This is a genomic window from Microcoleus sp. PH2017_12_PCY_D_A (assembly GCF_020738565.1).
Lineage (GTDB): Bacteria > Cyanobacteriota > Cyanobacteriia > Cyanobacteriales > Microcoleaceae > Microcoleus.
The window spans coordinates 1-19,388 of the sequence record NZ_JAEQCI010000104.1; the positions used below are offsets into that span (position 1 = coordinate 1).

Consider the following 19,388-nt stretch of genomic DNA (forward strand, 5'->3'; position numbering starts at 1 on the left):
TTATGCGGACTAAAGTCCTCACTACAAACCATTCTCTCGTTTGTAGTGAGGACTTTAGTCCTCTGATTTTATGCGGACTAAAGTCCTCACTACAAACCAATTTAATACGGGACATCATCTGATTCAGCAATTGCGCTGATTGGATAATCTTAGAGAAATTGCTGCAATTCCTGCTGCAAATACTTTGCCCATTTAGTCGCTAGAGGAATTTCGGTAAAAGGAACCTGCACCGCAGCAGCATCTTTCAACAAAAATTCTAGGGCGATCGCATTTCCAGAATTCGGCGGCGACTCTAAATCTACCACGGCACCGTTAACTAACAACCGCAGCGATTCCACATTTTTCAAAGAAAAAGTTTGCAAATTTACAGGCCCGCTGCGAGTAGGTTTTCCCCAAGTCAAACAGTCTTCTTGCTGACCGAGTACAGCATAAATATCGTACTTTGCCTTAGCGAATTGTTCCGCCCAGACACGATACGCTTCTAGCTTTTGATACTCGTTCCATCCAGCCCAAGCCAGCCCGATAAAAAGTGCCAGCAGTGGCAGCCACATTAAACCTCTTTCCATGCAATATCCTTGTTGAAAATACTCCCGGTTATGTTTGCCATCTGCTTTAATGATACAATTGATTGAACTCCTCAAACTTGCTCGGGAATTTAAACTAGAAACTAGAGCAATTTTCGATCGCACGGGCAGCCCGCGCCACCAAATACCAAACGCCAGCCCGATCGCTCTCCAGAACCCGCCGCCCGTAAAACTGGCGATCGCACTGAAAATTGGTTATTGTGGTGAACAAGCCTTCCCTAAACGGACGATCGGCCATGAAAAAGTTTTTCCTTTTGTGCTTATTTTTAATCGGGCTCGGCTGGGCAATTTCAAATTTCCCAGGACTGGCTACTCAAGGCACTTACGACTCGATTTTGCTGGATTTTCGTGAAGATATCGGTAATCCTGATGTTGCAAAACGAGTAGAAGAACTCGCCCAACAGTACCAAATCGCACCGCAACTCAACAGCGAATTCTCAGCATCAGATAACGTGTATGTTGTCAAGGGCGATCGCACTTTGCTAAACGCCCTGAGAAAATCAAAGTTGGCTAAAGATACCGAATACATTGAACCGAACTACGTATACAGCGCTTTCGAGATTCCAAACGACCCCATGTATACCAAGCAGTGGAATCTCCGCAGCATCAACGTAGAATCTGCCTGGAACGAAACCAAAGGCAGCGGCACAACAGTAGCGATAATTGACACGGGCATTACCCCCGTCGCCGACTTAAAAGAAACCAAATTTGTACCGGGCTACGACTTTGTAAACGATCGCGCCGAAGCCTACGATGACCACGGCCACGGTACTCACGTCGCCGGTACAGTCGCCCAATCAACTAACAACAACTACGGCGTCGCAGGCATCGCCTACGAAGCATCTTTAATGCCGCTCAAAGTATTAGGCGGCAGCGGCGGCGGTACAGTTTCCGACATTGCCGAAGCCATTAAATTTGCAGCAGACAACGGCGCAGATGTGATCAACATGAGTTTAGGCGGCGGCGGCGAAAGTCAGTTAATGGCAGAGGCGATCGACTACGCCCACTCTAAAGGCGTTGTCATCATCGCAGCCGCAGGCAACTCCGGCGACAGTTCCGCCTCCTATCCCGCCCGCTATCCCCACGTCATCGGCGTTTCCGCCCTCGGCCCCAACGAAGAAAAAGCTGATTATTCCAATTTCGGCGCAGGGGTTGACATTTCTGCCCCCGGCGGTTCTGAACTGGGCAAAATTCTCCAAAGTACGATCGACCCAGAAACAGGAACCGAAGTCTTTGAAGGCTACCAAGGCACCAGCATGGCTTCTCCCCACGTCGCCGGCGTTGCAGCCCTGATTAAAGCCTCCGGTATCACAGAACCAGACCAAATTCGCAGCATACTCTTGCAGTCCTCGCGAAATGTCACAGAAGACCCCTTAAACCATTTTGGTTCCGGACACCTAGACGCAGCAGCAGCAGTTCAGCTAGCCCACAAAGGCCAAATCAACTTCCGCGACTTCTTCCGCTGGCTGCGCGACAACGGCTATCTCAGCCCCCGCTTCTGGATTGACGGCGGTGCAGTCGCCCTGTTACCTAAAATTGCTATGGTGCTCGGTTCTTACCTGCTGGCTTTCATTTTGCGGAATTATTTCCCCTTCCAGTGGACTTGGGGCTTTTCCGGCGGCTTGATAGCTGGAAGTTCAGGCTTCTGTTTCCTCCGCAACTTGTTCGTATTTGACTTGCCGCAGTGGCCGATGAGAATCATGGGCAGTTCTATCCCCGAACTCGGCGGCGCAATTAACGGCAGCAGTATGCTGAATCCCTTGTTTGCTAGCGTTTTGATTCCCGGGATTTTGATTGTTTTGCTGTTGGGACACCAGCAGTGGAAGTGGATCGCGATCGCAACTTCGATCGGCTTTGCTAGCTGTTTGGCTGTGAATGCTGTTCTCTCTCCCGCAGTTTGGGGATTGGGAACTGGTTTAGTAGCACAAACATTCTTGATTGTCAATGCTTTGTTGTGTTTTGGATTGGCACGTTTGGCGATTAAAACAGAGGCGCAGTCAGCATGAGTATTACAGTCAAAGGCGAAATTGAACGCAAAGGATTAGGCCCGGGCACTTGGGCTTTAGTCGGCGAAGATGGGGAAACTTACGAACTTAAGGATGCTCCTTCTGAGTTGAAAAAAGCAGGTCTGAAAGTCAGCGTCAAAGGTGAAATCCGCAAGGATGTGATGACTTTTGCGATGATCGGGCCGGTGCTTGAGGTGCAGTCTTTCGATCTGTTGTAGGTCGATCGGCTCGCTCCAGCTTTCGATCAAAAAAAACCCCGGCCTTCATTGGCTGGGGTTTATTCATCAGGGTGCATCTACTAATTGAATGTCCGCCCCGACATCACCACATTCAGGAAAATTTATAAAATTGATTTCAGAAACCCGGTTTCTTTCAACATTTCTCGTTACCCAAGAGCAAAACTCGTAGAAACCGGGTTTCTCGGCCCATGCGTGTCGGCTCTCAAACTGTTAGAGGTAAATTCTACAAAAAAAACCCGGCCAAAATTGGTCGGGAGTTAATTAATCAGGGTGCATCTACCAACTAAGCTTCCTCAGAATTCTCACGCAATCCGGAAACTCACCTCAAACTTTTTCAGCATCAGCCTCAATACCGCAAAAAAAACCCGGCCAAAATTGGTCGGGAGTTAATTAATCAGGGTGCATCTACTAATCTAATCTCCGGCCCCACAGCACCTTGTTCCGGACAGTTTGCCAGAATTTGCAGGAATTTGTGGCGAAAGCGTGCGTTCGACAAAAAAAAACCCCCAAACCAAAATTGGTCGGGAGTTAATTAATCAGGGTGCATCTACTAATCTAATCTCCGGTAGCACCGCACCTTGTTCCGGACAGTTTGGGAAATTTGCCAGAATTTGCCGAGAAAGTACGATCGCTCAAAAAAAAACCCCAAACCAAAATTGGTCGGGAGTTAATTAATCAGGGTGCATCTACTAATCTACTCTCCGGCAGCACCGCACCTCTTTCGGGACAGTTTCGGAAATTTCCCATAATTTAAGGTAAGCGTCTGCGATCGAGCAAAAAAAACCCCAAACCAAAATTGGTCGGGAGTTAATTAATCAGGGTGCATCTACTAATCTAATCTCCGGTAGCACCGTACCTCTTTCGGGACAATTGGGGAAATTTGCCAGAATTTGCTCACAAAGTGCGATCGCTCAAAAAAAACCCGGCCAAAATTGGTCGGGAGTTAATTAATCAGGGTGCATCTACTAATCTAATCTCCGGCGCGACAGTACCTCGTTCCGGACAGTTTCGGAAATTTGCCAGAATTTGCCGAGAAAGTGCGATCGCTCAAAAAAAAACCCGGCCAAAATTGGTCGGGAGTTAATTAATCAGGGTGCATCTACTAATCTACTCTCCGGTAACACTACACCTTTTTCCGGACAATTGGGGAAATTTGCCAGAATTTACGGCTGTGCGTGCGATCGACAAAAAAAACCCGGCCGTAATTGGTCGGGAGTTAATTAATCAGGGTGCATCTACCAATCCACTTTCCTGGGAATTCAGTAGCAATCCGGACAGTTGTATCAAATTTTTCAACAGGGCGATCGCTTGAGGATACGCAAAATCTGAATTTTGGAGTCGGGAGGGGCGATCCTATGTCGGATGGAGCTAGCGTCAGATCCAGGATTGAGTTTGGCGCTGGGTATTAACGCCGCTTGTTTTGATTGGCCGGCGGTTTGACAGGCTCTTGTCTGTTTAAATAGTATAAAAGCCCGATCGTTCCCCCTATCAAGATACCTGTTCCTATCAAAATAGCCGTTAAAAATTTCAAACCCAATGAGTCTATCATCAGAATCAAACACACATAAGGAACCCCTAATAAAATAGCAGTACCTATGAACTTTAACGAAATTAAATTAATTTCAATTTCAAGATGCTTGTAGGGTTCTCCTTGAATTTTGTAGTGATCCTTGGATTTATTCAGTGGTTCGGGAGGGGGAATAAAAGGTTTGTGAGATGACATAATATTTTATTGACCTTGGCTGATTAATTGTTTTAGTGAAATGGCCTCAAACCAGTAGATATTTGGGGATCTATCCCTCACCCCAACATATCGAAAATCTCACATAAACCCAACAGATAAAAAATCAACACATCAACATTTAAAGTTGAGCAGAAGATAGAGCAGTGTTCGCCCAAAACACTTCTAATTTATCCATCACTTTAGTTACACTCTCTCTTACCGTTTCCCGATCCGTGAGGCATTCTACTTCCGGGTGAAGGGGTGGTTCATAAGGATCGTCAATGCCCGTAAAACCTCGAATCTCACCAGCACGAGCTTTCTTGTAAAGTCCCTTCACATCTCGCTCTTCGCAAACTTCGAGGGGAGCATTCACGTAAACTTCCATAAAGTTTCCGATTTGGTGTCGCACTTCCTCTCTGACATCGCGATAGGGCGAAATGACTGAAACCAAAACAATTACACCGTTCCGAGTCAAAAGATCGGCGACAAAGCCAATGTGGCGGATATTTTCATCGCGATCGGCTCTACTGTAACCTAAATCTCTAGTGAGACTTTTGCGGACTGTATCGCCATCTAAAACTTCTACTTGGTGTCCCTGGCGGCGCAAAACTTTGGCTAGTTCAGTGCTAATTGTAGTTTTGCCGGCACCGCTCAAACCCGTGAACCATACGGAAATCCCATCCTGTTGCATATCTAATTCCTTCCTTAAACAGTAATTATGGATATTGTGTTCTGTGCCAGTTAACTGCCTGCACAATCCTGTATTCACAGTTGTGGAACAGGCTGTCAGCTATTGATGGTTATTGTTTCGGGGCTTGGCTGTCAGATCCGGGTTAAATATGGCAAGGATGTAAGTTGGGAATTGTTCGATAAGGCAGAGAGGAGCGATCGCGTCCTTCCAGTTTCACACCGATCGCTCTTTTGAATTGAAAAATTAAATAGTATTTTCCGGGTTCCAGTTCCCAGAAATAGTATCCAGTAATTAGCCTTAAAGTTAACCCCCAACATTATTTAAACTCAGCAGATATGAGTCAGCATATTTTACTATACACAGACAATCCACCGGAAGGAGGAGTTCAGCAATACAATCACTCAATACTCTGCGGGTTAGTCAGTGCAGGCTACAAAGTCACCTCTGTGCAAATGAAACAATCTAATCTTTTAGTCCGCCAACAAAAAGAATTAGGAATTAAGCAATTCTGGCTTAACTTCAATCTAACTACTGATTTTGCACGAGTTCTTAAAGATATTCAGCAACCCAAACAATTTTTTTCAACTAGCAAACCCGATTTAGTTATTTTTAGTGACGGTTGGCCTCTAGCTAATTTTGCCGCTAAACAGGCCGCGATCGATCTAGGCATACCCTACATTACTGTTTTGGGAGTCGTTGAACCATTTCCCAGAGACTTTACTTTTGAAGATGGAGTTCCTTATATAGAAGTAATGTCCTATCATTACACCCAAGCCAAAGCTGTTATAGCTGTTTCTCAAAATAATTTAAATATCTTGCATGATATTTTTCAATTTCCCGCAGAAATAGGGCGAGTAATTCACTACGGTAGACCACCGCAGTATTTTCAGGCTCCTGTTTTATCCATTCGTAAAAAACTTCGTCATGAGTGGAAAATTCCTGAAAATGCCGTGGTTTGCTTCACAGCAGCACGACTTTCAAAAATTAAAGGATATGAATATCAAATACAAGCTATTAAATTGTTAAAAGAAAGTCTTATTTGGGGTCAAATTTATTTTGTATGGGCCGGAACAGGTGAAGGAGACTATTACAATTGCGAAGCCGAACTGAAAGCATCTGTCGAAGAACTAGATTTAACAGAACACATCAAATTTTTAGGAAGACGTTGGGATATTCCCGACTTACTCGATGCCAGCGATATTTTTATTTTACCTTCACAAGTAGAAGGAATGCCTCTCTCTATTATGGAAGCGATGGCAAAAGGATTGATCGTCATTGCTTCGGCAGTTAGCGGTATTCCAGAACAACTAGGCAATACAGGAAAATTGCTACCCGATCCTAATGTCAATCCAGAGGCAACAGCCCAAGAATTAGCTAATACGCTTTTAGATTGGGTTGTAAACAAAGAAACACTACTAGAAAGGGGGCACGCTTGTCAACAAAGGGCAACAAAAATGTTTACCGAAGAGCGGATGGTAAGAGAGTATCTAGAAGTCATCAAACAGGCTTTTTCCGCCGAGCCTGAGATACAAAACGTATCAAAAAACATACGGTACTTAGAAAACCGAGTACATTATGGTTCTCTAGTATGGGATGCTTGGTGTAGTTACCGTCAGGGAAATAGCAGTGCAATGGCTTTGTATTTAGAGAAATCCTTGAAGTACACACCATATTTGCCAACCGAGACGGTTGTAAATTGGTTGTCAACTTTTGCGAATTTTTCTAGGGGTAAAGGCGAATACTTCGATCCTGAATCATTGAATAATTTGTCTGAATGGGAGTTGCTACTAAATCGAATTTACTTAGGAGTATAAGCCGGCGATCGCTCAAACACCTGTTTTGGCGCAATCAAACCTAATATTTAGAGAAAATCAACCCTTGGTTCCTTTAACAAAATTTAAGAATATGGAAAAAGTATCGAATTGGCAAACCCTATCTGAAGTGGGATTTGAAGTTAGCTTTCAAAATGATTATATTGAAGATTTTGATTTATCTGCTAAACAAGTGGCTGTTCTTATCACTTCTGAATACGAAGGAATAGGTAAAAATGGGGGTATTGGGACTTACTATACAACTTTAAGCCAAAAACTCGCCTCAGAAGGTTGGTATATTATTCTGATTCTTTGTCGAAGTGAGAAAAAGTTCTGCGGCGAGTCTAAGATAGCTGCACTCAAGCACATCTTCTCCACAGGTGAGGTGGAAGAAGTTTTGGAGTTACAGCCAATCCACAAATTAATTCTATCTAAATTCAAAAAAGATGATTGGTTTAACTACGAGAGTTTTCGGAGTCTAGTGTTCGCGCAAGCAATTGTTTCTGCTTATAAAAATGCACGGGTATATGTTGAGTTTGCAGAACTCTTTGGGTTCGGATATCATACTGTCAGAGCTAAACAAGCAGGGTTACTAGGAAATAATTGTGTTACTGCCGTAACCATGCACAGCGGACATGATTGGATTAGTGAGGCACATGGCAAATATGTTATAGATAACTCTGATTGGTTTCGGACTGCTTGTCACTACGAACAGCTCTCTTTTGAAATGGCTGATTTACCTTTATTTTTATCATATTTTCTCAAAGATAAAGTAGACAATTATGGATGGAAAACCTCTCATGCAATTCATTTGCCATATTGTTTTCCTATTTTAGAAGATTTAGAAACCAAAAATAAGTGCTTAAATAATAAGGGTAAACAAACTCTTATTAAGAACAATATTGATCCCGAAAAAATCACTCTGGTATTTTTTGGGAGGTTGGAAGAAAGAAAAGGGTTATTAATGTTTTTAGAAGCTCTTCATCTTCTGGATGAATCTATCAAAGATAAAATTCAGATTTTTTTCTTAGGTAAAGTGGTGACACTCCAATTATCGCACCTCAAACATCTCAACAGTCAGCAGTACATCGAGCAAGAACTAGGAAGTAAGTTTAGCTACAAAATATTTTCCGATTTGTTTAGTCAGGAAGCAATTGAATTAATCCGAAATTTACACTATCCTATAGTCTGTCTCACTAGCGCTCAAGAAAATTTTCCGAATACAGGTTTGGAGATGGGACAGTTACCGATCGATCTGATCGTTTCTGATACTGGGGGATTTAGAGAAACCTTGGGCTTAATTCGTCGCTCTTCTTGCGTGCGATGGTTTCAACCAGGGGATTGTTACTCCCTCGCTCAAGCTATGATTCAAGCTGTCTCTGCCGTTCCCGAAAAGGCATCCATTCCCGATCGCGCTTTTCTTGAGGAAGTCAATCAACGCCTGCTGTCTCAGAGACTTGAACATATGAATCAAGCTTTCACGAAACCTAGTGCGATCGCCTCAGAAAATCCTAGAGTAACAATTGGGGTTGTTTGTTATCAACTTGGCAAGCATCTTTTGGAATGTCTTGCCAGTCTCAAGGCACAAACTTACAATAATCTAGATATTGTTGTTTTCTATAAAGCATCTGCTGAGCAGTCTATACCAGAACTGATAGCTCAAGCAAAGACTCTTTTCCGCAGATGTAAATTTGTTAAGATAGAAGCGAGCGCGAGTTTGGGCGAAGTGTATAATGAGTTATTTTTGCTAGCTGAGGGCAAATACTTTTTGCCATTTCATGCTGACAGTATAGCCCTTCCTTTGATGATTGAAGAATTTGTCAGAGCCGCTATGACAGCCAAAGCTGAAGTTGTTGTATGTCCTCAACTAAAGATCGATCTAACTCCTGAAACTATCAACTTTGTCGAGCATTCTTTATACAATTTGCTTAAGCTAGACCAAGCTCGGGATTTATCGGCACTTTTTTCAATTGACATTTTGAGAGAGTTCAGATATTGTCAAGTCAGAGGCTTACAAGCTGTAAATTGGCAGATTTTAGCTGCTGCTGTTGCCACCGAAAAGTCAATAGCCTATTATCCTTATCCTCTCTCCATGTACGCCAAGGAATATGAATCATTAATTCAGTCAGAAAATTTGCCGATGGAGCGATATTATTTGCGTCAATACTTATTGCAAATAGACACATCTAAATGGAGCAAGCGACAGCTTAATACCTTGCTCACAACAGTGGAACATCTGTGGCAGTCTGAAGAGGGGTTCCAAGATCGGCTCCGAGAACTTGAACTCCAGAAAAACTGGCATGAAAACCGATCTCTGGCTTGGAAAAACACAGCAGAAGCGCTTAATCAAAAGCTAGATTCGACAAGTTGAAAGGTATTTAATCGTAGTAGCTTGGCTTCAATTAAGTAAAATCACAATAACCTAGGACAAACGCATCTAAGTTTTGATTTTCTAAGGTTTGACAACAGAAGCTAAAACGCTTATATATGGCAAATTAGTTTCTATAAAAAACAATAAATCCGAATTATTGGTTCAAAAGCCCTGTTGATTGACAAGATACATTCGCCCTCCAAACTGACCGCCAATCTACTCAATTACAGCGCTTTTCAAGTGAGTAATACCATTTTCACAAAAGATTACTACACAATAAATGTTGTGTTTGTTTATAAAACCATTGCGATCGGGTGCGGATCTGTTAAATTGTCGATATGTAGCTAGGGATTGTTGTTGGCGACACACCCAGCTCGATTACTGTTGCATTAATTTTACTTTCTTGGTATAACGTACCTATATAGCAATCAGATATGAGCCTCAAAATTAACACCGAGAAACCGGGCTTCTTAAAGAAACCCGGTTTATAAACCTAGCTATTTTAAAGTGAATTATCTACACTTACTTAATAGCTGAGTATATCCTCTTAGCAATTTAATGGTTTTTCAAAGAGTGTTATACAATCCATCTCTTTAACCAGATTGTCGTCTTTCCCCCAATTAATCACCTGAGAATGCAATACTTTTAATCCTTCTTTTGCACAGTAGTGTGCAAATAAGTTAGCCGTCATAAAGTTTCTAGCATGGGGATTATACTGAAACCATCCACCCGGCGTTTTATCGTAGTTAGAATGGTGGCACAAGCCTTTTCCACCCGGTTTCAAAACTCGGCTGAATTCGCTAATATAACTCCGGACAACATCGCTGTCAAAGTGTACCATTGCATCCCATGAGTAGACCAGCGTAACAGAGTTATCAGCAATTTCTTTCAGAGTGACGCCATCGTTTATCAAAAATTCAAAGGTGTCATCGCCCGCAAACCTTTTTTTACAAAAATCAATGTTTTCTTGATGGATATCAACAACAATGATTTTATTAGCCTTGGTTTTCAGCAAATTACTATTGCGACCGTGACCTGCCGCTAAGTCAATAACAACGGAAAAATCACAATCTTTAATCAATGGTTCAATTAATACTGGATAATCTTCCGAGAGCCAACTTTCTGCTTGATCGTAATAAGTATGCTCCTTCCACATAACTGCTTCAGTAGCAGCTATTTCTAGGGTTTTTGAAAGATTTTGAGAGGGGTTATTCATTGTTATTACTCGTGGATAATTGATTTTCATTCGCGAACATTGACATACCTGCCGCTATCATTCATTGAAATGATGGATGACAGCCAATGGCGATCAGTGCCAGTCAAACTTCATACCAAGATATTCCTCTAACTTCTGGTTGTATGGTTGGAAAAACTCAGATAAGTTGAGACGTAGGGATTCGCTCATAGATGTATAGGTTCCTAAGTTATACTTTTCATAGTGAGCTAACTGATAATCCGGTAAATCCAGAAAATTGAAAACTTTTTGCATCTGGACGGATGAGTCGATGTAGAAGTCTTCACTTCTCAAAAATAAAAACTGTTCTCTGGGAAAAAGATTCATCCATTTCTCAAGAAAGCAAACATACAGCCCTGACAAGAGATAGCCATATTCAATGTCGAAGAAAGTTTGATCCACCAGGGAAGGATCTTCGATGGATTTAATGATTTCCATCTCTGATTGAATCGCTGCTTCAAAAGTTCGACGATCCCAGCCAAGACATCTCTGGAGATGGGAGTAATGAGATAAGGCACGATCGATGGGATTTCTCAAGATGACGATAAGTTTAATCTTAGGAAAATACTCGAATAATCGTTCCCAGGAGTAAGGAGAACCCATACAAGGAGTTGCTTCTCCTGTTACAAAAGATTCTCCGTCTGGAATGGGTGGGAAATGAGCTAAATACCAATCAATTCCTTTAGCGTACTCCCAACTCCAAAACTGTACTTCTTTTTTAAGAGCAGGCACGACTTGCGGATGTTTGGTTAAATACTCATATAAAGAAGTAGTACCACACCTCATCCCACCCATAATCAAAAAGTTGGGCCCCTGCACTTGCTCTAAATTCCATTGGTTTGAAACTAAGTCAGGGTGAGAGAGTAGGGTTTGTTTATACATTGCAGTATAATAATACGATATTGCGGCATCAATCTGATTGTTTTTTGTCAGCAAGTTGCCTAATAAAGTGTATATTAATGGTACGTCATGGCGCTGTTGGCAGATGTCTTTTAAACAAGAAATCGCGGCTGTTAATTGATTTGTAGTGAGGTCAGAGTAGGACAATTTATCATAGTATTCATGAATTGAATTGGGTTCTATTTTAACTGCTTTGAGGTAACAGGTAAAGGCTTCATCAAATTTTCCTTGTTGCTGCAATACATTCCCTAAGTTTTCGTAAATTCCGGGTAGAGTGGGTTCAAGCTGCATGGCAGTTTGTAAATTGACGATCGCCTCATCTAAGTTACCTTGTTGAGCTAGAGCTTGTCCCAAGCGGTAATAAAACCACGATACTTCCGATTGAAGCTCAATGGCTTTGCGATGACTGGCAACGGCTTCATTAAGGGAACCTTGGGTTAGCAAAGCATCCCCTAGACGGTGATGAAGTAGGGCGACTTTAGGCTCTAGGACGATCGCACTGCGGTAAGATGCGATCGCTTCATCAATCTTACCTTCCTTAATGAGTGTGTTTCCTTGCTGAAAATAAATTTGAGTAGCTTCCTGGTTCATAGCGGTTATTTCTTGTTGACTTGACGATTTATCGAATTTGAATTAGACCAAAACCTGGATTGGTTTGTTCTGGACGAATACTGGGTTCTACTTCCACAGCATTGATAATTTTTTCACCTTGTGTCCTCAAAAGCTCCCGCCACATCCTGAACATACTGTCATTTAAGGTGATGTCATCAAAGATTACAAACCTGGGTTTTAAAAGGGTAGTGTAAATGCCGTAAGCAGCGATTGTACTCTCATATTTATGATCGCCATCAATATAAATTAGATCGATAGGCTCTCCATCAAATTTTTTGACAACTTCAGAAATTACTTGTTTGCTAACTGCATCTCCTGTAATCCGTTCAATTTCGGTAAAACTTTTGAGCCTCTCTTCTTCAAATAAATTAATATCTACGGTCACGAGTTTGGCAAGTGATTTATCCTCCAAAGCCCGGTGCATAGCCATGATGCTGCCACCCCGATAGGTTCCAATTTCTAAGATTCTACTCAGCCGATGATTGCGAACCATACCGGCTAAAAAATAGTAATAACTACTCGGCTGGGAAAACACTTTTTTTCCATCATGCCAAATCCCATAAGTACAGTCACTTAGGTCGATTTGATTGCCAACTATCCAAGCCTGTTTAACTATTTCTTTCAACGCTGTACTTGGATGGCTAGGAATATCATTGCGGTAAGCAATCACTGCATCCTCTACCTTGCCTTGAGTGGTTAGAGCTGCTGCAAAAGTTTTTCTGTATTTTAAGAATTCTGGTTGGATTTCGATGGCTTTTTGATAATAATTTAGGGCTTCTGTCAAATTACCCTGTTTCTGCAAGGCGACTCCTAGAGAATCATAAATATCTGCTGATTCTGGGTTGACTTTAATGGCGCAGCGGTAACAATCAACTGCATCATCTAATTTACCTTGCTGTAGCAATAAATTACCTAAATGTTCATGAAACCAGGGTAACATAACTCCTTTTTCGATGGCATTTTTGTAGGTAGAAATGGCTTCATCTAATTTACCTTGGATGGCTAAGATTTGTCCTAAAAAATTATGAGACCAAGACAAATTAGGGTTGATTTCTAAAGACTTTTTGAAATAAGTTACGGCTTCATCCCAATGGGTTATTTGTTTCAGGGATACACCTAATTGGTAATAAGTTTCCGCTGACTCGGGATTTAAGTGAATTGCAGAGCGATAGCATTCGATCGCTTCATGCCATTTACCTTGTTTCGCTAATTGTTCTCCTTGTTGGCGGAGCGAATCTGATTCTTGGCTGCAATTTTGAATTAAATTCTCTTGCTCAATCATTTCATGTACCTCTAATTGGTGGGTTTGTATTGACAATTTATTCGTGAATTCTGAAGCTAAATCGATTGGAGGTAAACAGCAGTAGCTTCTACCAACTTACCTTGTTTGGCAAGAATATCGCCCAATTTTTCATGAAAGCCCGAGTGATTAGGATTAATTTCAATGGCTTTTTGATAACAGGCGATCGCTTCCTCGATCTGACCTTTTTTATCCAAAATGCTAGCCAAGATACTGAGAGACCAACAAGAATCAAAGCCGGGATTTATCTCAATACCCAAACGCAGAGTTGCGATCGCTTCATCTAATCGGCCTTGTTTGGCAAGAGTATCTCCCAAATGGTGGTAGCACCAAAAATGGTTGGGATCGATATTAATAGCACAGCGGAAAGCTGCGATCGCCTGAGTCAATTTGTGGGTGTGTACTAAAGCATTCCCTAATTCACAGTAAACTGTCACATCATCGGGTTGAATCTTAAGCCCCATTTTGTAAAACATAATTCCTGCATCAAGACGATTTTGCCTCACTAACGCTTTTCCTAGGAGGAAGTAGAGTTCAGCATCATCGGGCTTCAAATTCAGCGCTTTATGATAGATTTCCACATCTTCAGGGTTTACCTCAACCGCCTGACGATACGCATTAACAGCTTCCTCTGAATACAAGCGAATTTGATTTAGCAGAACATCCGCTAACTTTGTATGCACTCTTGGCAGATCCGACTTTAAATTAATGGCACACCGATAAGAAGCGATCGCATCTTCCCACATCTCCAACCGCACCAAAGCATCCGCTAAGTTATAGTGAGACCAATGGAAGCCTGGATTTAACCCGATCGCACTTTTATACGCTGACACCGCCTCCTCCCACATCTCCTGCTTAATCAGCACATCCCCTAAATTATTGTGCGACCAAGAAAAATCGGGGTTAAATGCGATCGCCAGACGATACGCAGCAACCGCCTCATCCAATCTGCCTTGTCCTTGCCAAATATCCCCCAAATTGTGATGAACTTCCCACAAATCCGGCTGAATTTCGATAGCTTTTTGATAATTTATGACCGCTTCATCTAATGCGCCATTTTTAACAAGAGCATCTCCCAAACCATGGTAAATCTCTGCTGAATTAGAGTCTAAATCTAAAGCTTGGCGATAGGAGGCAATAGCCTCTTCCCACTCTCCTTTTTTGGCAAAAGCTTTTCCTAAGCTGTAGTGAGGTTTGGCAGAACTAAAACTAGCATTAACTCTGCCAGATAAATGGGGCCATTTCCTATCTTTTTTATCACCTTCTGAATGTGCTTTTTTAAAAGCCAAAGATTGCGGATTTAATAAATTGTCAATTGGTTGGCGTGCCAGGAATGAATCGGAATTATTATTAAGAGGAAATTCTATGATTTTATTGCTTTCGCTGTTCATATCCTATACCTTCTAAAAATTGAGAGAGTCAAATCCTTGTGATTTATTATTCTGTTGCCTGAATCACTATCCGGAAAGTAGATAGCTAATTTTTTGCCAGTTCGATCGCGCGATTGTAAGCCTCGATCGCCCCATCAATTTCGCCTTTTTCTTGCAAAGCATCACCTAATTTGTGGTGAAATTCCCAGATGTCCGGTTTCAATTCAATGGTTTTTTCATAACACCCGATCGCCTCATCCAACTGACCGCGACTGTTTAAGACCTCTCCCAAACTTTGATAAGCTTGAGCAAAGCTGGGATTCAACTCGATCGCCGTCCGATAACAGGCGATCGCATCTTCCCGCCGATCGAGATTAGCCCAAACTTTCCCCAAACTGTAATGAGACCCCTCATAATACGGGTTCAGTTCGATCGCTTCTTGGTAAGCTGCGATCGCATCTTCCCACTCACCCCGAACGCTCAAAACTTCCCCTAAATTGTGATAAGCATCCGCATAACTCGGCTGCAACTGAATCGCCCGCCGGTAACAGGAAACAGCCTTCTCCAACTGACCGAACTCTAGCAAAGTATTGCCCAGAGTAAAGTGTTCCTCAGCCGTTGCCCAATTGATATCTAAAGTGAGAGCCTCATACCAGTATTCAGCCCCTGCTTGCGGCTGGCCAGACTGCAAAAAAACCTTAGCTAAATTCCGGTAAGCCGATACTAACTCCGGTTTGAGTTCAATTGATTTGTGGTAACAAGCAATAGACTTTTGCCACTGTTTCTGCTGAGCGTAAAGGCTGCCTAAATTGGCATGAATTTCCGCAAAATTTGGCTCAATTTTCAAGGCTTCTGTGTACCAATACTTAGCAGCATCAACCTTTCCCATTGCTTGAGTAGCATTCCCCGCAATCTTGTAAGCAATTGCCACCTCGGGTTTGATTTCAATGGCTCGCTTGCACTCATTTATCGCCTCATCAAATTTACCCTGGGCGTAATAAGATTCTGCCTGTTTGATATATGCTTCTGCACTGAGAGAATTGACAGCGGTCACAGGTTTGCCAGAGTCGATCGCCTTTGCAGACAATCTGAGAGTTTCCGCAGGCTTTGCAGGATTATTTATCTCTACCGAAGACGCAATTGTATCCCCAGTTTCCGCAGCAGGTTGGTGACTGTTTTCATGGGCGCTTACCCGTGTCGCGGCGGCAACAGAATCCACTGCTTTACTGCCAGATACTGAATAGTTGCCGTTAAGTGCCACCGCTTTTTGCAAGCAGACAGCAGCTTCATCCAACTTGCCTTGTTTTGTGAGCGCTTTCGCCAGATTTTGGTAAACACCATTCAAGTTCGGATTTAACTCGATCGCGCGCTGGTAACAGGCGATCGCCTGAGTAATTTTGCCTTGCCGAAACAAAATATTTCCCAGTTTAAAGTGGTGATTGGGCGATACCTTTTCCGGTTCCAGCGAAAATGCTTCGTACCAGCACTCATTCGCCTCTTCCAGCTTGCCATCCTGCGTCCACACCCGAGCCAAATTCCGGTAAGCTGCTGCTAAATTCGGCTGGAGGGCGATCGCCTTTTGGTAACAAGCGATCGCCTGCTGTCGCTGTTTGTTCATCGCATACAAACTGCCGAGATTTACGTAGGCTTGCACGTCGCTAGAATTAATTTTGACAACTGTTTGATAGCACTCGATCGCCCCTGCTAAATTCCCCCGCCCTTGCAAAATACTGCCCCACAGTTTGTAAGCAGCCACCGCATCGGGTTGAATTTCAATGGCTCGCTGGCACTCAGCAATAGCCCGATCGAATTGTTTTTGAGCGCCATAGGATTCTGCCCGCTGAATGCAGTTATCCGCCGTATCCTGCCTCCGCAAATCTGCCGCAAAACCGCTGTCAACAACCGTTACCTGGGGCGAAACATCAGCCGAGTTGGGAACAGCGGGTGCAGAATTTGCCGGATGGGCGATCGTATTTAACAGTTGCGATACAGCAGGAATTGTTTGCTTTTGCTGCAACTCTACGCGAGGTTGTTCAGCAGAATTTGTCGAATTTAGTTGCAAAGAATTAGCTGGAATATTTGCCTGCAAAGTAGATGTTTGGGGATTCTGAGGTAACTCAGATTTTGGGTTGCCACCCACCACTACTGTATTCAACAAATCCCCAGAAAGATTAGCCTGATTTTCGCTATTTTTTCGATAGTTGGCAATTTCTTCCTGCAACTTTCTTTGAGCTTTGAGAGCATTTCCTAATTGTTGGTAAGCCTGGTTTAAATTGGGGTTTAGCTCGATCGCGTGGCAGTAACAGCGTATCGCCTGCGTTACCTGATTCTGCCTCAAAAAGTTATCGCCCAATTGGATGTGTTCTTCAGGCGTGGCTTTGGCAGGTTCCAGAGAATACGCTTTAAACCAGCACCCGTCAGCCTCCGATAGCTGCCCCATTTGCGCCCACACCCGAGCTAAATTTCGGTAAGTTGAGGCTAAATTCGGCTGAAGGGCGATCGCCTTTTGGTAAAATGCGATCGCCGATTGCCACTGCTGTTCCTGAGCATAAAGCGTCCCCAAATTAGTATAAGCTTCAGCAAAATCAGGATCGAGTTCAATAGCCTTAGCGTAGCAGTTTTTCGCTTCCTCTACCTTGCCTTGAGCTTGCCTAGCATTCCCCCAAATTTTATAAACCCTCGCATCTGGTTTAACTTGGATAACTCGCTGGCAAGCTGTCGCCGCCTGCTCAAATTTCCTGAGAGCATAAAACGATTCTGCACCTTGAATGTAAACTTCAATATCATCAGGATTGAAAGCTAAAATACCCGAGATATCATTCTGATTGGTTAGTGTATTTGTCATCGGTATCGAGGTTGATTTTTGCTGAGAATCTACAGCCATTTCCAATTTCTTTTCTTCGGCATACAGAGCCGCCAGGTCAGTATAAACTTCCGCAAAATTCGGCTGAATTTCCAGAGCTTTTGTGTACCAATGCTTTGCTTTAGCTGAATTTCCTTGTGCCGCACTAATTTTGCCCAAGGTATTGTAAGCTGGTGCAAAATTTGGTTGGTTTTTCAAGGCTTGCTCGCAAGCCGCTATAGCATCAGCTAACTTGCCTTGTTTTAAATAAAACTCTGCCCGTTTTTGGAAATAATCGCCTGATTCTTGGTTCATGATTTTGGTGGTTTTTTTAGGGTTTTCTCGGGATATTAAATTTAGTGGTTTTTTAGAGGTAATGACATTAACATTGCCCAGCATTATTTTGAGATCCTTCAAGTTCACTAAAATATCTTCAGTTAATGGATTTTGATACATTAACTGTCGGATTGGATAGCACTCAAAGTTCTCTCCTGTTACGTAATAATGTTCGAGATTTAGCTGCTGACCGATCGCCCAATAGTAATGCCTGATATAATTCCCAGAGGTCAGCTCAATTACCTTTGTTCCCGGAGAACAGAAGATAATATTTGTTAAACCGCTGCCGTGCGGCGCGACAATTACTTTTGCACCAGCAAATAAAGCTATCTGCTCGTTCAAAGTCATAGATTCTAGTAGCACTGGAACAAAGCCAAATCCGCTTAAAAAATCGATGACTTGTTCTTCATTGATAACTCGCCGGTAGCTGCATTTGCTGCGGCTGATATAAAGGCGTTCGGGGTGAGTATTTTTGCTCTCCCTAGCGCAACTTTCTGGGAGTTTAGGAGATTGTTCTCTTGAAAAAACTCGCCTCAAAAAATCCAGTCCCTGGGTTGACAGCCAGCCCAAATATCCTGAAAACGAGGGAACAATTAAATGTTTGGCTTGAATGTAAGGATGGCGATCGCTCTCAATAATTTTATATTCAGGAATTCCCAATGCTTTCAGGGTTTCTCGCTGAAAAGGCTGCGAGCAGCTATTCACCAAAAACCAATCTATCTCCTCCAGATTTACCCCCCAACGGTGCAGAATTTCGATGCGGGGCAAGATATCTACCATCCAGTGAAAATAGACATTTCCCGAAAGTCCGGCCAATACCGCCACCGTACCGTCTATCTTTTCTAAAGGCGGCAATTCTTCCGGTTGTAACTTCAAAAACCTGTGCTGAGTAGAATGTTGATTTTCGCATCCCGGCAACTCGCCCGGATATTCGCGGGAAAGTTCGGGTAACAGCCGATCGCCAGAATCGACAATTGCCATAGCATTGCAAATCATCCAAGAATTTTTCTGCGGTACAATCCAAGCCCGCCCGTTGGGGAGCGAAGTCACAAAGGTTTCCGGCGACTCAAAAGCCGTTTTTTCCTGGCGATCGCAAGAATATACGCCATCACCTAAATGCACGGCTTCAAACTGTTTGAAAATCCGCCTGAGACACCGCTGACAATCTAAACCGTGACATTCGGATTTCTGTTCGTTCCCATTGACGATGGAGGGGTGTTTTATGCTTTCAAAGTCAGAGTCCAATTCCGATTCCAATTCGGAGTCCGAGTCCGAGTCCGAGTCCGACAGGGGTTGAAACCCCTGTCTCATAGCACAAGTCCTCTCAAGAGGACTAAAACACGACTCTTTAGTCCACTTTAGTGGACTT

General features: G+C 43.0%; 14 protein-coding genes. 5 read left to right on the forward strand and 9 right to left on the reverse strand.

The features are described 5' to 3' along the window. Window positions 1–149 precede the first annotated feature (149 nt). A complete protein-coding gene (locus JGK39_RS25735) occupies window positions 150–566 on the reverse strand; it encodes a hypothetical protein (RefSeq protein ID WP_293259326.1) in 417 nt (138 codons plus the stop codon). Window positions 567–660: 94 nt separating this feature from the next. After that, complete coding sequence (locus JGK39_RS25740; protein WP_293259329.1) at window positions 661–822, reverse strand: hypothetical protein; 162 nt, start codon at window positions 820–822, stop codon at window positions 661–663. On the opposite strand from JGK39_RS25740, the gene JGK39_RS25745 reads away from it, so the two are divergent. From JGK39_RS25745 to JGK39_RS25755, 3 genes are all read left to right on the forward strand, one after another. After that, the gene (locus tag JGK39_RS25745) at window positions 821–2,590 is read left to right on the forward strand and encodes a S8 family peptidase (RefSeq protein ID WP_293259332.1); all 1,770 of its coding nucleotides are present in this window, start codon (window positions 821–823) and stop codon (window positions 2,588–2,590) included. The two genes, JGK39_RS25740 and JGK39_RS25745, sit on opposite strands and share 2 nt — an antisense overlap. After that, window positions 2,587–2,808, forward strand: coding sequence for a hypothetical protein (locus JGK39_RS25750; protein WP_293259335.1), 222 nt, complete (start codon window positions 2,587–2,589; stop codon window positions 2,806–2,808). The genes JGK39_RS25745 and JGK39_RS25750 overlap by 4 nt, the downstream gene beginning before the upstream one ends. Window positions 2,809–3,421: 613 nt before the next feature. Continuing rightward, entirely contained in the window at window positions 3,422–3,583 is a 162-nt protein-coding gene (locus JGK39_RS25755; protein ID WP_293297759.1) for a hypothetical protein, read from the forward strand. Window positions 3,584–4,234: 651 nt separating this feature from the next. Here JGK39_RS25755 and JGK39_RS25760 read toward each other — a convergent pair. Beyond that, complete coding sequence (locus tag JGK39_RS25760; RefSeq protein ID WP_293259344.1) at window positions 4,235–4,552, reverse strand: hypothetical protein; 318 nt, start codon at window positions 4,550–4,552, stop codon at window positions 4,235–4,237. A gap of 139 nt (window positions 4,553–4,691) precedes the next feature. Continuing rightward, complete coding sequence (gene cysC, locus JGK39_RS25765) at window positions 4,692–5,243, reverse strand: adenylyl-sulfate kinase (RefSeq protein WP_293259347.1); 552 nt, start codon at window positions 5,241–5,243, stop codon at window positions 4,692–4,694. A 335-nt stretch (window positions 5,244–5,578) separates the two neighbouring features. On the opposite strand from cysC, the gene JGK39_RS25770 reads away from it, so the two are divergent. Then, window positions 5,579–7,057 (forward strand): glycosyltransferase family 4 protein, encoded by a 1,479-nt coding sequence (locus JGK39_RS25770; protein ID WP_293259350.1) that lies wholly within the window; start codon window positions 5,579–5,581, stop codon window positions 7,055–7,057. Window positions 7,058–7,148: 91 nt separating this feature from the next. Beyond that, window positions 7,149–9,425 (forward strand): glycosyltransferase, encoded by a 2,277-nt coding sequence (locus tag JGK39_RS25775; protein ID WP_293259353.1) that lies wholly within the window; start codon window positions 7,149–7,151, stop codon window positions 9,423–9,425. A 547-nt stretch (window positions 9,426–9,972) separates the two neighbouring features. Here the strand turns inward: JGK39_RS25775 and JGK39_RS25780 are convergent. The 5 genes from JGK39_RS25780 to JGK39_RS25800 all read right to left on the reverse strand — a co-directional run bounded on the left by JGK39_RS25780 (window position 9,973) and on the right by JGK39_RS25800 (window position 19,330). After that, on the reverse strand, window positions 9,973–10,641 hold the full coding sequence (locus JGK39_RS25780) for a class I SAM-dependent methyltransferase (protein WP_293259356.1): 669 nt from the start codon (window positions 10,639–10,641) through the stop codon (window positions 9,973–9,975). A 93-nt stretch (window positions 10,642–10,734) separates the two neighbouring features. Continuing rightward, a complete protein-coding gene (locus JGK39_RS25785) occupies window positions 10,735–12,150 on the reverse strand; it encodes a tetratricopeptide repeat protein (RefSeq protein WP_293259359.1) in 1,416 nt (471 codons plus the stop codon). 28 nt (window positions 12,151–12,178) lie between these two features. Continuing rightward, window positions 12,179–13,453, reverse strand: a complete 1,275-nt coding sequence (locus JGK39_RS25790; protein WP_293259362.1) for a CmcI family methyltransferase — start codon at window positions 13,451–13,453, stop codon at window positions 12,179–12,181. Window positions 13,454–13,509: 56 nt separating this feature from the next. Continuing rightward, a complete protein-coding gene (locus tag JGK39_RS25795; protein WP_293297762.1) occupies window positions 13,510–14,862 on the reverse strand; it encodes a tetratricopeptide repeat protein in 1,353 nt (450 codons plus the stop codon). Window positions 14,863–14,947: 85 nt separating this feature from the next. Further along, on the reverse strand, window positions 14,948–19,330 hold the full coding sequence (locus JGK39_RS25800) for a tetratricopeptide repeat protein (protein ID WP_293297765.1): 4,383 nt from the start codon (window positions 19,328–19,330) through the stop codon (window positions 14,948–14,950). Window positions 19,331–19,388 lie beyond the last annotated feature (58 nt).